Consider the following 18,042-nt stretch of genomic DNA (forward strand, 5'->3'; position numbering starts at 1 on the left):
AAGAAAAGTTGGCAATTGGACTTTTCACTGCTTACACACTCTAGACATGCACGTAACATATTCAGTATTGCAGGGAAAAGAGCACGACGGTAATGAATATAACGGTCGGTTTAAAAATACGTTATAACAACAAAGTTTACGAAAATAGCCTTTCGTAATTAAAATGATCTAGTATCTTCGTCTCTTGCGTCCATTATAGGTTTACTGATATATAGTTCGAATGTCTTTTTGATTTTTGGACCATTCTATTCTATACCCTTTTAACAGTTACTATAACTATCTTTTCAAATAATTTAATGTCCCCATCCTACCATATTTCCCGGGAATAAAAAAAGAGTTCAAATAATCAAAAATACAGATAAAAAAGCCGCTAACTTCATAGCGGCCATTCATGTGAATCACTTATTCATGTGGGAGAGAAAATCGCCCAGCAGCTTGTCCACGTCTTCTACATCCAATTCTTCCTCTTCTTCGGTGGATGCTTGCTCTTGGAGAGCTGCGTCCCAGTCAAAAGAGTCTAAATCGTCATCATTCAACACGTTAGCGTTTACCATATCCTCTGTCTCTTCTGAAGGGTTATAAGGCTTTTCCTCCTGAAGATACAATGCTTGGTCAATATCTGTGGAATTGCTGTTCATCGCCGCCAAAATACTGGTTGCCCGAACGGGGTCAGACAGTAATTGATACACGATGTTTCCTAGCAACGCTTCAGAATGCTGATGCTTTAACCAATCTCTTTGTGTTTTAGATAGAGATTTGGGAAGCGGAATGGAAATAGTCTCTTTTTCCCTTGAATGGGAGCTAGTAACTCCCTGAAGGACAAATTCCGCTATTTTACTAGAGAAATTCCTTCTTTCCGTCTCCTTAAGACGCTGTAAATGCTTGATTAGATGGTCAGGTGTATCAGAAGGGATCCGAAATGATATGGCTTGTCCCCTCTGGATTCCCTGACTTGAATTGGTATTCTTCATCCGATCACCTTATTTATGCTTTCACAGGTTTTTGATCTTTGGACTCTTTCTCTTTGCCTGTTTTCTTTACATAATCAGCAATCAATTTGTAGTAGGCATTAGCCATCATCCAGATGCTTTCCTTTTCATCTTCAAAGAAATCGATGTTGTATCCGTCTAGATTGTTGTTTAGTGTTTTTAAGTATTCTTTTAATACAGTGGAACCACCGCCGACAAAATAGCAGATCTCTGTCTGGGAGTTTTTCTGCCAAACATTTCTCAAAAGGCGATATTGCTTTTTAGCAAGGTCCAAAAGAATACGGTCCGTAATATCATGTACGCTCGTTCTGCTACCGCGTACCATGATGTGGTTACGGTCATTCTTCTTCGTGATGATCTCGACAACATCTCTTCTGCTATCAAGCTCGATGCCGTGCTTGGAACGGATTTCTTCACGGATTTGCTCCAGTGCTTCAGAAACCCCAAGATTGAAGCCTTGTGCTTTATCGTCGTCCACATTACGGTTCTTAATGACAGCGATATCCGTGGATAGGCCACCAATATCTTGAATAAGGATACGCTTGTCGATCAGGTCCTTATTGATGATGTTTCCGTTGTTATCCAGCACAAGATTTATGTAAGCTGCAAAGCCCTCTGGATAAACTTTGATTTCGTCAAATTTAATATTAACTTTAATGCCTTGGTATTTTGGTGTAATCAGGAATTCTACCTGATGGACAGAACCTAGTAATTTGGAACGATAGCCAGCATCCTTGCCTTCTTTTACTTCTCTTAGCGGAAGACCCGTCCCTAACGTGTAATTTGCATCCACCACATTTTTGTTGCGGGGGAATGTTTTTTCATTTTTTGCACTTACTGCATCCAAAGCTAATGTAGCAAATAGCATAACCAATGTTTGATCTTCTTCTGATTTGCTGCTACCTGGGTCTAGTTCTGTTGCATTATTGCTTTTCGTCGCTAAGTTCCCGATACGATAGATGGCGTTATTGTCCATCAGGGCAGGGGAGTGAACACGAACATGGATACCATCTAAAGGATCCTTGCTGTCCAATTCTTCAATTCCAATCACTGGGCGATCTTCAATATCTCTAGCGATAACATTCGGAATGTTTAATTCAGAATCCAATTTTCCAAAAATAGCTTTAATAGAATCATTACCTACGTCAACTGCTGCAATTCTTGAATAACTCATCATTCATCTTCCTTTCTTTACCTCATTACTTTATTTGTTTCCTATAGAAGAAAATAAATCTAGTAAGTATACGTTAAGCGTACAGAAAGTTTCTCTACTATTCAATCATTCTCAAGAAAAGTAATGAAAGTGTAAAAATTGTTTACAACTAAGTATACAGACGTTTACATGTATACGTATTTTGTTTACTTGTATTCCTTCGCGTATACATCCCTTTATATCAACATGTACACGCATTCGTATACTTGTTTACTTATTTGTCTACAATTGTATACAACTTGTAAACTTGTCTACATAATTTGTATACTTCTAATAACTTCCATTTTAAACGTGTATTTTAATAAGGTTAATCTTAAGTTTTTCTGTTTTACTTCTGGATACACATGGTAAAAAACATGTTTGTAAATCTTTTTGTTTTGATGATAAGAAGGAATCGTGGTGCTCTGCCTCCCCTTCTAAAATGGGAAGCTGACAAGTTCCACAACGCCCGACTTTACATGAGTATGATACAGGGTATCCTGCTTCTATTAATGTATCCAAGGTAGATTTTTCGGCAGAAACAGACAGAAAACTACCATTTGCGAGTTCCAAAATAAAAGGACGAGGTTTATATATGTCGGGTGGAAAAAAATACTCGTAATGAATGCTTGTAGATGGATAGCCATGGGCGGTCGCAGCATGAGAAAAAGAGGTAGTAAACCTTTCCGGACCACATAAATATAAATGGGTGCCAATATATTGTTCTACTAGCATGCTGGGATCCATTCGATTTCCTTCTTTAGAAAAGTAGAAATGAGTCTGTTGTGGGTATTCCTTTAATAAATAGGAGTAGAACGCACAGTCGTTTTTTGTTTTTGTAGAATAGTGAAGTTCAAAGGATTTTCCTTGTTCTTTTAGTTCACGCATCATGGATAAAAAAGGAGTGATGCCAATTCCCGCTGCACAGAAAAGGTGGTGTCTAGCACGGGAACTAAGAGGAAAATAATTTTTTGGAAAACTAATTTGTAAAATATCTCCTATTTTAACTTTGGTATGTAAAAAGGCTGACCCTCCTGAGGATCTTTCTTGAAGTTTGACCGCAATTTGGTAATTAGATATGCTCTCAAGGTTCCCAACAAGGGAATACCTTCTTTCAAGCTCCCCTTCCCTTCATGTATACGATTATATGAGAACCCGCACTAAAAGCCGGTAATGGTTCCTCATTTGTCTGCATGAAAGTAAAACGTTTAATCGTGTTGGTTACTTTTGTTATTGCTTTTATCCTCACCTCTAACCTGTTATCTGCTACCATAATAATCCCCCCTTTATCTCCTTATACTTCTGCAACATAACCTAAATAGGCATCTTTTAGAGGAGAATAATAATCGGACACTTCCAGCTTCAAGCTGCATGCTGTACAGTTTATATACTCACCTGTATTCACTGTGTTTTCTAATCTAAATATGAAGTGGCATTTGCAACAAAACATCCTCTTTTCTTCCTCTCCTACTCTAAGAAACTGCGCTTCTTGAGAAGAATACCCTAGCTTATTTGCTGTAAACAATACTTCCCTAAGCCTCTCCCTTTCTGCTGCAACATATAAATAAGTTCCCATCTTCTGCTTACCAAGCAAATTGTCCACCTCAAGAGAACACCTTCGTTCCAGATGTATTTCTTCAAAAGACAACGCTCGATTCGTTAAGATTTTCTTTAATGGATTCAATCTACTTAAGCCCACCTCATCCGCACAAAGAACATAGTGCTTTTTACCCAGGTGAAAGATCAGTTTGTTCTTTATATCGATCAAAGATCCCTATCCCCTTTCTGTTCGATATAGGCTAAAACCTTTTCCTTATATAATGAAATCCCTTTATAATCTGCTATATGTGGGGGAAGCTCTACTAAGATTTGATATAGTTGATTTCGCCACTCAGGAATCTCTATCAGTTTCTCTAGAGATAAAAGGTGGGTATGAATGGTAAACAAAATCGCATTGGAGCGGGGCAGTCGAAATAACTTTTGAACCTCCACCCGCAAATGCACGAACTCACCTGCATTTTCTTTCGTTACCTTCCTCCTTTCTTTGCCCCAAACATTAAAGGTTTCTATGGAAGTATCCATTCTGTTTCCGGCCATAAGGGACCAGTTTTTCCTCCCCCATGGATTCCCTGCCTCCAAGTTTAATAAAAATTGAAGGATTCGTTCGTCCAATCCCTCTTCCTTAAACCCAGGAATGGGAAAATGTATGTTTTTAAAGCTCAGGCCGTGATTAAATGCCAGTGACCAATTTGCAGGAAAGCACAGTTGGCCGGCATCCAGATATAAATCGCCGTCCCGCTGCATCATGAGGATAAGATCTTCTTGCACCTGTCTTCCAATGAAATCCAAGGGCTCATAAGGTAAAGTGGAGTCGTCGCCCATTATAAATTCATGCTTTTCACAAAGAATGTGATTAGTGAAGATGTGCTTCTCATCTTCCACTTTAAGGGAAAAGCTTTCTGGAAAATAGGTGGCCAGATTTGTCATCACAAGCTCCATCGCTTCCCACTGAGCCTTGTTTGTAGTCGGAAAGGATTGAAAACATCGAGTATGATACTCAGTTAATAAGGATCTTTTTAATTTTATTTCCTTTTGATAAGTCCCTGTAATATCAATGCTTCTGGGTGGAGTCAGTAGAGTCGAGTTATTGGAATAGCGGTAAGTATCTCCTTTAAATGGATAGGGGAATCTCCTTAGTTCCTCGGTCAAGTTCAAATTAGCCACCTCTTTTTCTGAAAATTCCATACTTTCATTCTAAGGAAAAAGAACCGGTTCATCAACACGAAAAGGGCCTGGCCAGTCATTTCAACTGTGGCCAGGCACTTCTTAGAGTGATTTTATAAAATTGTAAACTTCCCTATTGAACCTTTCTGTTTCCTCTAGGAACGGACAATGGCAACTTTCCTCAAAAAGAACCAGCTCACTATTTGCGATGGATTCCTTCAAATGCTCCCCTGCTGCTACAGGTATGAGCTTTTCCTCTTTTCCAAAACAGAGCAAGGATGGTTTGGTTATGGAAGAAAAAGTGGAACGATAATCCACAATGGACTGATCAAAAAGAATGGCGCTTGCGACCCCTGTTGTAGGCTTCAACGTCTCCTCAAGCATCCAGTCCATTTCTATAGGTTCAACTTCCTCCTTGAACATGAGGGGAATAAATCCTTTCAGGAAGCCCTCCCTGTTTTCCTGAACCTCTCTCATAAAATGGATGAGAGTGGGCAGATCAAAGGCACCGATAGGAAAATCCGGCCATTTGAAGTCAGACGCGAGTTCATCTACAATGACCGTTCCTTTTACATTTGATTCCCCAAACTGCTGTAGATATTCCCATATGACAAATGCACCCATGGACCAGCCAACCAGCACGACATCCTTCAGTTCCAGCTTAGAAATGAACGCTTGTAGATCCTTCGCATACGTGGAAATGGTATGCCCTTCCGACACTTGTGCAGAGTCGCCATGCCCCCTTAAATCTATGGTGATAGCACGGTGTTCCTTTTTGAAAAAAGGCAGCTGCTTTTGAAAAAACTTCCTGCTCATCCAAACCCCATGAATGAAGATGACCGGTGTTCCTTCACCATGGTCGTCATAATAGAGTTCCACACCAGGTTTCACTTCCAGTTTTGGCAAAGGTATCCCCCCTAATAAACTGTCATACAAAATGTATATTTACCTATGGGGGGAATTATTTCTTTTTACTGCGCTTCCCAAAATAACTGGTCTAAGGTCTTCGATAAGGCTTTGCATATAGAAAGGCATAGACTGAGGCTTGGATTGTATTTCCCGAGTTCGATCAGTCCGATTGTCTGTCTGGAAACCCCTACAATCTTGGCCAGTTCTTCTTGAGACAAATCCTTTTCCACTCTTGCCATTTTCATTTTTATGTTTTTCATGTTGGTCACCGCTTTATTTCGTCTTCTTCTAGTTCTTTATCTGCCACCCTTTTGCTGCGGTTCATAGCAGCAAGGAAGGTACCACCTGATAATAGCACCAAGACAGGTATATATATGATTAAGGAAACAAAGAACACCATAAAAAAGTAGGAATATGCTTGTGCAGTTGTGTCAGCATAATTAAAGGCACTGTTTAGCCCGAAAAATATTGCTATGAAGACACCAAAAGCCAGCCCCCAAAGAAGAGTCTTCCACTTCATCGGAACTTTACTTTTACGATCATGCATCTCCACCTCATCTGAAAGCACGCCCAGACTTGAACCTCTTAATGTATAATAAACGCCCTGCAGAAACAGTATTGCTAGCTCTGTGTAAATTGGACTAACAGCAAAACCGTAATGGTAAAACTTGAATCCAATGGAAATAAGACAGATTCCCATTACGAGATAATAGATTTCTCTATAAATCTTGTTTTGAGCAGTCACAATTCGCTCATCTTCCACCTTTGTTGCCCCACCGAAAATATTCATTCCCAACACCCCTTTATAAAACTGGATTATATTTCATATTATACATTTTATATTACATTGTGCAATATATGTATGACATTTAGTCGTATATATTTTTATTTTCAGGAAATAGACTCATTCGGTCTAAATGGATTCAGCGAGCTATGAGCTTATAAAAAGCTTCCGGGCGATCATTATTAATTACGGGCGTTTTTTGGCATGCAATCGGGTGGAAATATAATTTTATGGGCGCTTCTAACTAGTATTCTGGCGAACGACAAAATCAGCTGAAAACGATTATTTAGACCTTATGTTTATACTATCTTCCAAGGAAAAAAGCCGAGATTAGAATCCCGACTTCCTTTTCCAAGCGTTTCACATTTTCACAATAATTTTCCCTTTAACATGCCTTCCTTGCAGCTCTTTCAGGCCTTGCACGAGTTCTTCCCGAGGAAGTACTTTTGTCACGAGAGAATTCAGTCTACCGTTTTTCACCATTCCCATTAACTCTTCTGCCATAAAAGCTAGGTTCTTAACTGCTCTCTCCTCTTCACTCGCGTGAGCTGCTCCTAGAGCCACTTCATGGATGGATGGGGATAGGGTGAATGGTTTGACACCAGAAAGGTCTGGAGCGCCTGCAATGTACGCCAGATGGCCTGAGAAGGCAAGGCGGTTTAAATCTTCTGTGGCGACATCGCGACCAACTGTATTTAAGATCATATCGGCTCCACGTCCGTTTGTTTCCTCCATGATGCGGTCCGTCACATTTTCTTCTTTATAATCGATGGCTACATCCGCTCCGAGTTTCTTCACCCAGTCATGATTGGAAGCAGAAGCTGTTGTAAATACTTTCAACCCTTGCATTTTCGCCAATTGGATCGCAAACCCACCTACCCCACCTGCACCTGCATGAATGAGGATGTTCTTCTTATGGGTGGCATTCAATTTCTGAACCACTGCTTCGTAAGCAGTCATGCCGGCACATAAAATGGCTGCGGCATTTTCATAAGATACACCATCTGGAATGTGTCCTGCAGCTCTTGCATCCACAACCGCAAGCTCGGCAAACGCACCTTTTTTTGCAAGGCTTGTATGAACTGCAACACGGTCGCCAACTTTATAATCCGTTACACCTTCTCCAACCGAAACCACCTCACCGGCAAGATCCACCCCGACAATATGCGGATAGCTCCAAGCCGGATTGCCGTTCAAGGCCACTTTATAATCAACAGGATTCAAGGAAACTGTTTTTACTTTGATCAGCAGCTCGCCGTTGTCCTCTTTCGGATCAGCGATCTCTCCCCATTCCATGTGGTCCAGACTTCCTGCTTCTTTTAATAACCATGCATTCATAACGTTTCCCCCTTCTAAAGTTAATAAGCTCTTTTCCTTGTAGTACGAAATTTATTACTGCATTTTTTAAAGTTTCTAATCAGTGAAAAGTCCAATTGCCGACTTTTCTTGTAAAAAGTCCAATTGCCGACTTTTGACTAGAAGATAGCAACAATCTTTGAGAAAAGAGCCAATTAATAAGCTCCTTCAGAGTAAGTCAGCTCATAGGAGTGCGAGTAAATCTCCACTAAATTGCCGAATGGATCTTCACAGTAGACCATGCGATATGGCTTTTCTCCTGGATAGTATTCACGGATTGGCATGCGCTGCTTGCCTCCATGCTCGACGATTTTCTCTACAAGGCCTTCTACATCGGGGTCCTGAACGCAGTAATGGAATATGCCAGTCTTCCAGTATTCGAAGTTGTTTTCCGGCTTTTCATTTTGCGGGAACTCAAACAACTCAATTCCGATTTTGTCTCCAGTAGCGAGGTGGGCGATGCGGAATTTCCCCCACCCTTCTCCGAAAACATCCGTACACATGACACCTATGGCAGAGTCATCTTCCACTACTTCAGCAGGTTCCATAATGACATACCAACCCATCACCTCTGTATAAAATTTCACTGCATGTTCCAGGTTGGGAACGGATAATCCTATATGCGAAAAAGTTCTTGGATATCTCAATGGTCATCCTCCTCGGTTAATAAAATTTGCTAATAATGAAAGGGTAAAATAAAATGCTTAAATAAAAAAGTAGGTACTTTTAAGTAACTGACCTGACAAAGAAAGGACTGTTTCACGTGGAACCGACAGACTTCCCTGTAAACCGCGCTCTAAACGTAATCGGTGGCAAATGGTGACCTCAAGTATATTGTGCCCTTGAAAATGGTCCTATAAAAAAACAGCCCAACCATTTACCTAATTGGACTGTTCTTCATCATATGCTAAAACTAAATCGCTTCCCTGTTCCAATGTCTATGTGCCGAAACAGCCTCCACAAAAGCCCTCACAAATTGATCTGCTTCACCGCTTACCACACCTGGAGCCTCGGAAATCTCCAGTTTCTCCAACCATCGCTTTCCTTCATGTGTAGCCCCGATCGGTTTGAAATGATCATAAGCTTCCTCCACGAAGTAGGTTGTTTCACGGTCGAATTTCTTATCAATGTCTTTTCCACCTACCACGTAAAGCGCATCGAAAAGAACAGAATCACACGTCAGGAACGTATGGTCTACCTCTAGCTCAACACCACCATTACCAGTCACCTTACCAAGCTTGCTACTGATAATCTCTGGCTGCATTCCCTCCGCCTTCAAGGATTCCAATACAGAGGCAACTTCCTTGCCATTGAAATCATTAGAGATGATAACGCCCACTTTTCTTGTGGCAGGCTTTTTCACCGTATTTTCCTGGCTGAGAGCAGGAGATGATTTAGTGACAGATGAGCCTGTCCCTGTTGGCGGAGTTGCCCCAATCTCTTCTGCCACTGCTTGTGCAAGCTCCATGCTGACATTGGCAAACATGTCGACCACCTGCTGTCTCACGTCTTCACTCTTTACTTTTCCAAGTTCAAAGCTGAACGCCTCTTTGATATGCTCTTTTTCCGGCTTGCTCATGCTATTCCAGAAAAGGGTCGCTTGTGTGAAATGGTCCTTGAAACTATCACTTCTCGCTCTCACTTTCCTACCTTCCACTTTCTCCTGATAGTGCACATAGCCGCCTTCCTCTTCACTTGCCGGTCTAGGGGTATTGGAAGCCAGGGAGTTTTTATGATAGCTTACCTGTCCCCTATTAATCGTTTGGCGACCGTAGCCATCTCGTTGATTATTATGAAACGGACATACCGGCCTGTTGATCGGCAACTCATGGAAGTTCGGGCCCCCTAAGCGGATAAGCTGTGTATCTGTATAGGAAAACAGACGTCCCTGCAACAATGGGTCATTGGAGAAATCAATGCCGGGCACAACATGACCAGGGTGGAATGCCACCTGTTCCGTTTCGGCAAATACATTGTCCACATTGCGGTTCAAGGTCAATTTTCCGATGATTTTGACGGGAACATCTTCTTCCGGCCAAATTTTTGTCGGGTCTAGAATATCAAAGTCGAACATGAACTCGTCTTCTTCTGAAAGTAACTGGACACCAAACTCGTACTCCGGATAATCCCCATTTTCAATGGATTCCCAAAGGTCACGACGGTGGAAATCCGGATCTTTCCCGTTGATTTTCTGTGCTTCGTCCCAAACAAGGGAATGGGTTCCAAGTACAGGCTTCCAGTGGAACTTCACAAAATGTGCTTTCCCTTCTGCGTTCACGAATCGGAATGTATGGACGCCAAAGCCCTCCATCATGCGCAGACTTCTAGGGATGGCGCGGTCCGACATCGCCCACATCACCATATGCGCCGATTCCTGGTTGTTGGCGACAAAGTCCCAGAACGTGTCATGGGCAGAAGCCGCTTGTGGCATTTCATTGTGTGGCTCAGGCTTAAGGGCATGAACCAGATCAGGGAATTTCATCGCATCCTGTATGAAAAATACCGGAATATTGTTTCCTACGAGGTCATAGTTTCCTTCTTCTGTATAAAATTTTGTTGCAAAGCCACGTGCATCACGAACGGTCTCCGCAGATCCCTTTGAACCTGCAACCGTCGAAAAACGAACAAATACAGGGGTCTTTACGGAAGGATCCTGAAGGAATTTCGCTTTCGTATACTTTTCCATTGATTCATATAATTCAAATTCGCCATGTGCCGCAAATCCCCTTGCATGAACAATTCTTTCTGGGATACGCTCATGATCGAAGTGTGTCATCTTTTCTCTAAAGTGGAAGTCCTCCATCAGGGTTGGTCCGCGTTCGCCGGCTTTTAAGGAAAACTCATCCTCTGAAACCTTGAGTCCCTGATTGGTGGTCATCGTCTTTCCTTCATCATCCACCCTGTACTGATCTAATTGGTCATGTTTGCTTTGCTCGTTCACTTTTTTACTCACTTAGCCGCTCCACTCCTTAAATTAGAATATGTAAAAAGGACATACCTTTTTTCCGTACCCTTTGAAAGTAGAGAGCAAACTAGATAAATGGAAAAGATAAGAAAAATTGGAGATAGAGGAAACTCCTTCTTTCCAGCATGCGGGTGGTAAGCACGTGCGCTTATGGAACCTCTTTGTTTGAATTGTGCTGAAGGGCAATTATATGGCTACTAATGGGTTTAACATGCTAACCTTGGCAAAATACTCCCGGTCCTGATACATCGATGAAGACACCTCCCTCTCGATTTCCGCTACAAGGAGGTCTTCATAACCTCCATGAAGACTTCTCCCCCTCGATTTTCACGTCACGAAGGTCTTCATAACCTTCATGAAGACACCTCCCTCTCGATTTTCACGTCACGAAGGTCTTCATAACCTTCATGAAGACACCTCCCTCTCGATTTTCACGTCACGAAGGTCTTCATAACCTTCATGAAGACACCTCCCTCTCGATTTTCACGTCACGAAGGTCTTCACAACCTTCATGAAGACACCTCCCCCTCGATTTTCACGTCACGGAGGTCTTCATAACCTCCATGAAGACACCTCCCTCCAGATTTCCACTTCACTGAGGTTAATCGAAAAAAAGGCACACATCCCAGTTGGAATGCATGCCTTTCACTTAACTATTTTCTTTTTTCTAGAGCCTTAATCGCCTTTGGGAAGTGGTCATGATTCTCGCGAATGACATTCTGTGCTTCCTGTACATCCAATCCATATAAAATCAACAGAATCGCGACTCTTGTGTCCCCATTTGCCTTGAGGTTCATCTCTTTTGCTGTCGCTTCATCCGCTCCTGTGATGTCCTGGATGATCGAGATCGACCGTTTTCTCAGCTTTTCATTTGTCGCTTGCACATTGACCATCAGATTGTTGTAGACTTTGCCCAACTTGATCATGGTCGCTGTTGTAATCATGTTCAGGACCATCTTCTGGGCGGTGCCGGCCTTTAGCCTGGTCGACCCTGTCACAACCTCTGGCCCTACGGGAAGATCGATCGGATACTCTGATAAGGAGCACAACACAGAACCTTCGTTACAAGAAATTCCCACTGTTGGAATGCCAAGCTCATTGGCCTTTTTTATAGCGCCAAGGACGTAAGGTGTTCTCCCACTTGATGCAATCCCTACGAGCACATCCTGTTTCGTCAGGAGGGATGCCACCTCGTCCGCTCCTGCCTGTTCGTCATCTTCTGCGTTTTCAATGGGAAAGCGTATGGCTTGCTCCCCGCCTGCAATTATTCCATTGACCAATGTCCCCGGTACCCCAAATGTAGGAGGGCACTCAGACGCATCCAGCACGCCAAGACGACCGCTTGTACCCGCCCCTATATAGTAAAGCCTGCCCCCTGATTCAAGCGCGCTTGTGATGGCATCTATGGCCTTTGCGATTTGAGGCAGGGCTTTTTCTACAACATTTGCAACCGTTTTATCCTCTTGATTCATCACTTGGATAATTTTCATCGTGGAAAAGTCATGTAGATTTTCCGAGTGAAGATTTTTCATTTCTGTTAAATGTATAGGGTTGATATCAAAATCATTCATTACGTTCCTCCAATCCGGTTCAAGCAGACACTTTATTTCACGGCCCCGGCTGTCAGGCCATCCATAAATTGTTTAGATGCGATAAAGAATAAGATGATCATAGGAAGGGAGGATAAGGTCAATCCGGCAAAAAGCGTCCCCCAGTCCGCGGAATATTCCCCAAATAGTGAAAGCATTCCCACAGGGATTGTCTTTTTCATTTCATCGGTAATAAATATTAATGGGAAGAAGAAATCATTCCATGATGAGATGAAGTTAATGATCATCACCGTCCCCAGAGCCGGTCGTATCAAAGGGATCAATACGCTCCACAAGACCCTAAGGTCACTTGCACCATCCATTCTTGCTGCTTCCTCCAACTCCACAGGCATCGTCCGGAAGAAACCGGTCAATATGAGGATGGATAATGGAATCCCCCCTGCTGTGTACATAAAAATAAGAGACCATAGTGAATTCAACAGGCCAAGGTCTTTCATTAAAATAAATAATGGCACAATCCCAAGTTTGATTGGAATCATCATCCCCATCAGGAAGAAGAAAAACAAAATATTATTCCACCAAAACGTATATCTAGCAATATAGAATGCCGCTAACGATGTTGTAACCAATATAAGGAGGACAGAAATAACACTTACAAACACACTGTTGAAGAAATAGGTACCAAACGGCACTTCCTCTAACAACTTCCTATACGTATCCAAGCTGAAGCTCTTTGGAAAAGCTAGAGGATTCATGAATATCTCTGCACTCGGTTTAAAGGAGGACAACACCATTAACAAAATCGGATACAAGCTGATCGTGGCGAATGCAAAGGCAATGATATAGTATAGTGGTCTCGTCCATAATGTCTGTTTCACCTTTTTTCACCTACATTTCCACTTGTTTTTTCTGCATGAATTTAAGCAATAGAGCGGTACATGTTGCAATAAATAAGAACAATACCACAGCTAGCGCGGAACCTAATCCGACTGCAGTTGAACTGCCGGCTGCTGAACCACCGAATGCTAAACGGTAAAAGAATACTGCCAGCAAGTCTGTGGAGTAATACGGCTCTCCTTGTGATCCCTGCATAGCATAGACAAGTTCAAACGCCTCAAAGGACTGAATGAAGGTTAAAACCGTCATAATCATGATGGAGGGAACCATTAATGGGAGGATGATTTTTGTAATCACCTTCGTACCATTTGCTCCATCAAGCTTGGCCGCTTCCATCAATTCTTTTGGAATGGATTGCAGCCCTGCAAGGAAGATTAACATCGCAAATCCAATGCCAAACCAACAGTTAACCAAAATGATGGTCATAAGTGCTGTTTTAGGGTCCCCAAGCCACGCCTTCTGTAAGGATTCCAAGCCGAATTCCCCTAAAATGACATTCAGTGCACCGAAGTTCGGGTTCAAAATTAGCTTCCATAGGAAACCAACCACAATGACGGACAATAATCGTGGTAAAAAGTAGGCAATCTTAAAGAATTCCGCCCCTTTGATCTTTTTGTAGATAATAAATGCCAAGACAAATGCAATCCCATTTTGAACGACCATCTGTACGACAAAATACAAAACATTGTTCTTTGCGGCATTCCAGAACATACTGCTGAAAGGTTGCAACGTGAATAGATCAATGAAGTTCTTAAACCCTACAAATGCCCCTCTTGAAATTCCATTCCAGTCGTAAAAACTGTAAGATAAGGCAGCTACTAGTGGATAAACGATGAAAACGCTGAAGATTAGCAGGGCGGGAACAGGGAAAAGATGGATGGCCCATCTTTTCCAGTTTCTTGTTTTCTTTTGTTTGACTATGGGTGTACTGGTTTCGATTTGCATATTCTCCGCCACCTTACATTATTGTGCTTTTCTGCTTGAACACCACTATTGATTTCCGCAAATGGCTTCGCTTATCCAGAGGGCGACCTTGAGCCTCCTCACAACACTTCAGGGATCTCAACATTGCCGCTACCCTCCCGCTGGAATCTCCGCCTTTTGCTCCAATCAACAGCTAAAAAACTATTACTTATTGAAATGGCTCAAACCAAGCCTCTGTGTTTTCTTGCAACGTTTTTACGACTCCGTCTACATCTTGCTCACCGATATACATTCCTTGTAGTTCTGTTTCGATGGTCACTTTGGAGGATGGGTTACCACCAGCAAAGTAGACAAGCATCATGTATGGTGTAGAGTAGTCACTTACCGCCGCGCTAAGGTCGTTTACCAATTCGTTATCAGATTGGACGCCTGGGATGGCACTGATCATCTTGAAGTTCGTTGTGAATAGTTCACCAAACTCTTCTGTAGTTAAGAATTCCAAGAATTTCTTCGCTTCTTCTTTATGCTTGGAGTTAGCATTGATACCGAATGATCCATCCACCCATGTTGTAAGGGTAGGCTCTTTGCCAACTGCTGAAGGCATTGGGAAGAAACCAAGCTCCAAATCAGGGTTCATTTCACGTAATACTTCAATTTCCCAGCTTCCTAGAGGGAACATTGCCGCCTGACCTGTGAAGAATAGTGTACGGATATCTTCCATGCCAAGACCTTCTGAGTTGTTAGGGAAGTATTCTTTCAATTCTTCCATTACTTCAATGGATTTCACGAACTCAGGGCTTGTGAAATCAGTTTCCCCTTTAGAGATCTTCTCTACAAATTCATTTCCACCCCAGTGTGCTGGACCGAAAATACCGTGAGCCAGAGATAATAACCAGCCCTCTTTTGTTCCGAATGCTAGAGGTGTAACTCCTTCTTCTTTCAGCTTTTCATTGATTGCCATGAACTCATCCCAAGTTTTCGGTTCTTCTAGACCATGCTCTTTGAAAATAGCTTTATTGTAAAAAACTTGTGTTGTACTTAAGTTCAAAGGAACACCATATTGCGTGCCGTCTTCGCCTCTTGAAGCCTGCAAGGTTTCATCCGGGAATGTATCCAATCCATTCAAGCCATCAATCGGCTCAATATAACCTGCTTTTGCCAATTCAAGTCCTGGCGCATATGGACGAAGGTGAATGATGTCCGGACCTTCTCCTGCTTGCAGGGAAGTGTTTAGAATCGTGTTATACTCTGTATTTTTGGACGGTTTGAATTCTACTTTAATTTCTGGGTGCTTTTCGTTGAATGCCTCAATTACTTTTTTATAGTTTGGTCCATCCTCTGTTCTCCAGCTTCCGATGGTCAATGTGACACTTTCTTCGTCCTTGTTGTTGTCGTTGTTTGATCCTCCAGATTCGTTGGAGCATGCTGATGAAACAACTAGCATTAGTGCCATTAAGCCAACTAACCAAATTCTCCCTATACCCTTCACTGTGAATCCCCCTTGTTTTTAAAATATGGCTCTGTTCGTACACCGCTGTTGATTTCCGCGCTAGGCTTCGCTTTCCGCGGGGACCTGCTGGAGCCTCCTCTGCAAGCCTGCGGGGTCTCCACCAAGCTCTACCTCCCGTAGGAGTCTTCGCCTATCGCTCCAATCAACAGCTAGAAATACCATGTATTATAAGAGCCAAAAATATTTATGAAATCTCCTCTTAGATGGAGGAGTATATCATCGTGTGTAATGTTTTTCTGATGGTTCTTATGTTGGTCGACCTTCCATAGTGGACCGCATTGGTCAGGAATGCCACAATCAGTTCTTCCTGCGGGTCGACCCAGACACTGGTCCCGGTGAAACCTGTATGGCCGAATGAACCTATGGACCAGTTTTGCCCACATGACAGCGGGTCCCCTTCCCCGTTCCACACTTCAAAACCAAGTCCCCGGTTCGATTGTTTATGCCTCGTTGCCATTCGCATCAGTTCTGGTGGAATGACATCCTGCTCCTCCGGATACAGAAAGTGTGCAGCAAACCTAGCGACATCTTCTGCCGTAGAAAATAACCCCGCACTACCACTCACCCCTCCCAGGTGGAAGGCTTTTTCATCATGAACTTCCCCTTGAACGAAACGAGCCCCGACCTTTTCAGTAGAAGCAGAGAGCGCTTTCAGATTTACCGGAAGATTAAAGCCTGTATTATGTAATCCCCATGGTGAGAAAATTTGCTCGTTCGTAAATACATCGAGTGGCTGGCCTGCGATTTTCTCAATGACTTTCCCTAATAAGATCATCCCCAGGTCACTATAAGCAACCTTCTTTCCTGGAGCTTGCTGAAGCTCCGTTTGATAGATGACAGCCATCACATCCCTTTGCCCGTCCCTTGCTACAAACGGAAGATCCGGTGGCAGGCCTGAGCGGTGTGACAGAAGATCCCCAACCGTCACTGCTGCATGATTGAATTCCGGCAGATAGTGTTGCACGGGATGTTCAAGGTGCAAGTCTTCTTTACTCAACAACAATAGACTTGCAGGCAAAGTTGCGATCACTTTGGTCAGGGAGGCAACATCAAATAAAGTATTTTCCGTTACGAGATATTGCTGCTCATCGGTCCCTATAAAGCTACCGACAGCTTTATGGCATAGAGGTTGTTTTTTTCTGCTCACATATAGGACTGCTCCAGGCAGCTCTTTGTTTTCTATCAAACTATCGATATATTTTTTATACATGTTGCTTGGACGCCTCCACTGCCTTACGCGTTTTATCCAATGCTTTGATATTTCGGTCCTGATCCAGCTTCATCACTCCGAAGAATAAAATATCAATGACATTCAGCTGGGCAATCCGTGAGCTTGTTGCGCCACTCCGGACATTTCGTTCTAAACTTGTGGTGTTCAGTTTTACATCTGCAAGTGCCGATGTCGGATTCTCACCCGATCTTGTGAGTGAAATAACAGATGCCCCATTTTCTTTTGCCACCTTCAGCGATTCGATGATATCCTTCGTCTGGCCGCTATAGGAAATGCCAAATGCGACATCCGCATCTGATAGGTTGGCAGCGATGGTCACCTGGGTGTCCTTGTCATAAGCCGCTTCACACCATTTGTTGATACGAGTGAGCTTCTGTTTGAAGTCCATGGCAATAAGGCCCGATGCCCCAATCCCATAAACAGCAACCACTCTGGCCTTTGAAATCAGCTCTATGGCTCTTTCTAACTCTGCTTCATCCAACACATCCACCGTATTATGGATCGCTTGTATATTGTTGTGGGAAACAGAATGAATCATCGAGGAAACCGAATCATCCCTCGGGATGTCCTCGTAGCCCTCCAGCTTCTTTTCTGCTTTCGCCTTTGCCAGGTCGTAGGCAATTTTTAATTTAAGCTCTTTGAATCCCCTGCACTGGAGCGAACGGGAAAGACGGATGATGGTCGCTTCACTGACCTGCGCATTCTCAGCTAGCTTCTGAATGGAGATATTCACCACTTCCGCCGGTTTTTCTAGTATAAATTCAGCTACTTTCCGTTCCGACGGCTTGAAGGTATGTAAGCTTTCCTGGATAAAAATTAATTCTCTATTCATAAGGCCTTCCTCTTTTTCAGATATTTCTTACTCTTTATTTTATAAAATAAAATTTCATAAATCAATCATTATTTTGTAGTTTTGTTTCACGCAACTCTTTTGGTAAAGAGAATATGCCCTAAAATAGAAAAGGAACCGGAGTTTTTCCCGGTTCCTTAGATAACTTTTATATGGGCACC

The 18,042-nt window shown here is 42.7% G+C and carries 18 protein-coding genes; all 18 read right to left on the minus strand.

The features are described 5' to 3' along the window. Positions 1 to 398 precede the first annotated feature (398 nt). The gene (locus tag MKY77_RS24330) at positions 399 to 971 is read right to left on the minus strand and encodes a hypothetical protein (RefSeq protein ID WP_339148159.1); all 573 of its coding nucleotides are present in this window, start codon (positions 969 to 971) and stop codon (positions 399 to 401) included. Between the two features lie 13 nt (positions 972 to 984). Further along, entirely contained in the window at positions 985 to 2,163 is a 1,179-nt protein-coding gene (locus tag MKY77_RS24335; RefSeq protein WP_339149906.1) for a ParM/StbA family protein, read from the minus strand. A 324-nt stretch (positions 2,164 to 2,487) separates the two neighbouring features. Further along, complete coding sequence (locus MKY77_RS24340) at positions 2,488 to 3,261, minus strand: PDR/VanB family oxidoreductase (RefSeq protein WP_339149907.1); 774 nt, start codon at positions 3,259 to 3,261, stop codon at positions 2,488 to 2,490. 34 nt (positions 3,262 to 3,295) lie between these two features. Beyond that, entirely contained in the window at positions 3,296 to 3,454 is a 159-nt protein-coding gene (locus MKY77_RS24345; protein ID WP_339148160.1) for a hypothetical protein, read from the minus strand. Positions 3,455 to 3,475: 21 nt separating this feature from the next. Beyond that, the gene (locus MKY77_RS24350) at positions 3,476 to 3,949 is read right to left on the minus strand and encodes a hypothetical protein (RefSeq protein WP_339148161.1); all 474 of its coding nucleotides are present in this window, start codon (positions 3,947 to 3,949) and stop codon (positions 3,476 to 3,478) included. Beyond that, positions 3,946 to 4,905: a DUF3445 domain-containing protein gene (locus MKY77_RS24355; RefSeq protein ID WP_339149908.1), complete on the minus strand. Its 960-nt coding sequence runs from the start codon at positions 4,903 to 4,905 to the stop codon at positions 3,946 to 3,948. Before MKY77_RS24355 ends, MKY77_RS24350 begins: the two co-directional genes overlap by 4 nt. 102 nt (positions 4,906 to 5,007) lie before the next feature. Beyond that, the gene (locus MKY77_RS24360) at positions 5,008 to 5,811 is read right to left on the minus strand and encodes an alpha/beta hydrolase (protein ID WP_339148162.1); all 804 of its coding nucleotides are present in this window, start codon (positions 5,809 to 5,811) and stop codon (positions 5,008 to 5,010) included. 65 nt (positions 5,812 to 5,876) lie between these two features. Then, entirely contained in the window at positions 5,877 to 6,074 is a 198-nt protein-coding gene (locus tag MKY77_RS24365; RefSeq protein ID WP_339148163.1) for a helix-turn-helix transcriptional regulator, read from the minus strand. 5 nt (positions 6,075 to 6,079) lie between these two features. Next, positions 6,080 to 6,604: a DUF6773 family protein gene (locus MKY77_RS24370; RefSeq protein ID WP_339148164.1), complete on the minus strand. Its 525-nt coding sequence runs from the start codon at positions 6,602 to 6,604 to the stop codon at positions 6,080 to 6,082. Positions 6,605 to 6,958: 354 nt separating this feature from the next. Continuing rightward, positions 6,959 to 7,936 carry a zinc-binding dehydrogenase gene (locus tag MKY77_RS24375; protein WP_339148165.1) on the minus strand — a complete coding sequence of 326 codons (978 nt, stop codon included), beginning with the start codon at positions 7,934 to 7,936 and terminating at the stop codon, positions 6,959 to 6,961. Between the two features lie 173 nt (positions 7,937 to 8,109). Beyond that, positions 8,110 to 8,601, minus strand: a complete 492-nt coding sequence (locus MKY77_RS24380) for a lactoylglutathione lyase family protein (RefSeq protein ID WP_339148166.1) — start codon at positions 8,599 to 8,601, stop codon at positions 8,110 to 8,112. A gap of 266 nt (positions 8,602 to 8,867) precedes the next feature. After that, positions 8,868 to 10,907, minus strand: a complete 2,040-nt coding sequence (locus tag MKY77_RS24385) for a catalase (protein ID WP_339148167.1) — start codon at positions 10,905 to 10,907, stop codon at positions 8,868 to 8,870. Between the two features lie 665 nt (positions 10,908 to 11,572). Next, complete coding sequence (murQ, locus tag MKY77_RS24390) at positions 11,573 to 12,490, minus strand: N-acetylmuramic acid 6-phosphate etherase (protein ID WP_339148168.1); 918 nt, start codon at positions 12,488 to 12,490, stop codon at positions 11,573 to 11,575. Positions 12,491 to 12,522: 32 nt separating this feature from the next. Further along, the gene (locus MKY77_RS24395; RefSeq protein WP_339148169.1) at positions 12,523 to 13,347 is read right to left on the minus strand and encodes a carbohydrate ABC transporter permease; all 825 of its coding nucleotides are present in this window, start codon (positions 13,345 to 13,347) and stop codon (positions 12,523 to 12,525) included. A 10-nt stretch (positions 13,348 to 13,357) separates the two neighbouring features. Beyond that, positions 13,358 to 14,311: a sugar ABC transporter permease gene (locus MKY77_RS24400; protein ID WP_339148170.1), complete on the minus strand. Its 954-nt coding sequence runs from the start codon at positions 14,309 to 14,311 to the stop codon at positions 13,358 to 13,360. Between the two features lie 187 nt (positions 14,312 to 14,498). Then, positions 14,499 to 15,779 carry a sugar ABC transporter substrate-binding protein gene (locus tag MKY77_RS24405; RefSeq protein WP_339148171.1) on the minus strand — a complete coding sequence of 427 codons (1,281 nt, stop codon included), beginning with the start codon at positions 15,777 to 15,779 and terminating at the stop codon, positions 14,499 to 14,501. Positions 15,780 to 15,999: 220 nt separating this feature from the next. Beyond that, positions 16,000 to 17,010 (minus strand): serine hydrolase domain-containing protein, encoded by a 1,011-nt coding sequence (locus MKY77_RS24410; protein ID WP_339148172.1) that lies wholly within the window; start codon positions 17,008 to 17,010, stop codon positions 16,000 to 16,002. Then, positions 17,003 to 17,863, minus strand: a complete 861-nt coding sequence (locus tag MKY77_RS24415; protein ID WP_339148173.1) for a MurR/RpiR family transcriptional regulator — start codon at positions 17,861 to 17,863, stop codon at positions 17,003 to 17,005. The genes MKY77_RS24410 and MKY77_RS24415 overlap by 8 nt, the downstream gene beginning before the upstream one ends. Positions 17,864 to 18,042 lie beyond the last annotated feature (179 nt).

Origin of the sequence: Sutcliffiella sp. FSL R7-0096, assembly GCF_038595065.1 — a bacterium.
GTDB lineage: Bacteria > Bacillota > Bacilli > Bacillales > Bacillaceae_I > Sutcliffiella_A.

What these genes read in the sequence shown, in the direction of transcription:
- MKY77_RS24335 (WP_339149906.1), bottom strand. Translation starts at nt 2,163, where the DNA reads ATGAGTTATTCAAGAATTGCAGCAGTTGACGTAGGTAATGATTCTATT.
- MKY77_RS24365 (WP_339148163.1), bottom strand. Translation starts at nt 6,074, where the DNA reads ATGAAAAACATAAAAATGAAAATGGCAAGAGTGGAAAAGGATTTGTCT.
- MKY77_RS24400 (WP_339148170.1), bottom strand. Translation starts at nt 14,311, where the DNA reads ATGCAAATCGAAACCAGTACACCCATAGTCAAACAAAAGAAAACAAGA.
- murQ (WP_339148168.1), bottom strand. Translation starts at nt 12,490, where the DNA reads ATGAATGATTTTGATATCAACCCTATACATTTAACAGAAATGAAAAAT.
- MKY77_RS24370 (WP_339148164.1), bottom strand. Translation starts at nt 6,604, where the DNA reads ATGAATATTTTCGGTGGGGCAACAAAGGTGGAAGATGAGCGAATTGTG.
- MKY77_RS24375 (WP_339148165.1), bottom strand. Translation starts at nt 7,936, where the DNA reads ATGAATGCATGGTTATTAAAAGAAGCAGGAAGTCTGGACCACATGGAA.
- MKY77_RS24345 (WP_339148160.1), bottom strand. Translation starts at nt 3,454, where the DNA reads ATGGTAGCAGATAACAGGTTAGAGGTGAGGATAAAAGCAATAACAAAA.
- MKY77_RS24330 (WP_339148159.1), bottom strand. Translation starts at nt 971, where the DNA reads ATGAAGAATACCAATTCAAGTCAGGGAATCCAGAGGGGACAAGCCATA.
- MKY77_RS24415 (WP_339148173.1), bottom strand. Translation starts at nt 17,863, where the DNA reads ATGAATAGAGAATTAATTTTTATCCAGGAAAGCTTACATACCTTCAAG.
- MKY77_RS24410 (WP_339148172.1), bottom strand. Translation starts at nt 17,010, where the DNA reads ATGTATAAAAAATATATCGATAGTTTGATAGAAAACAAAGAGCTGCCT.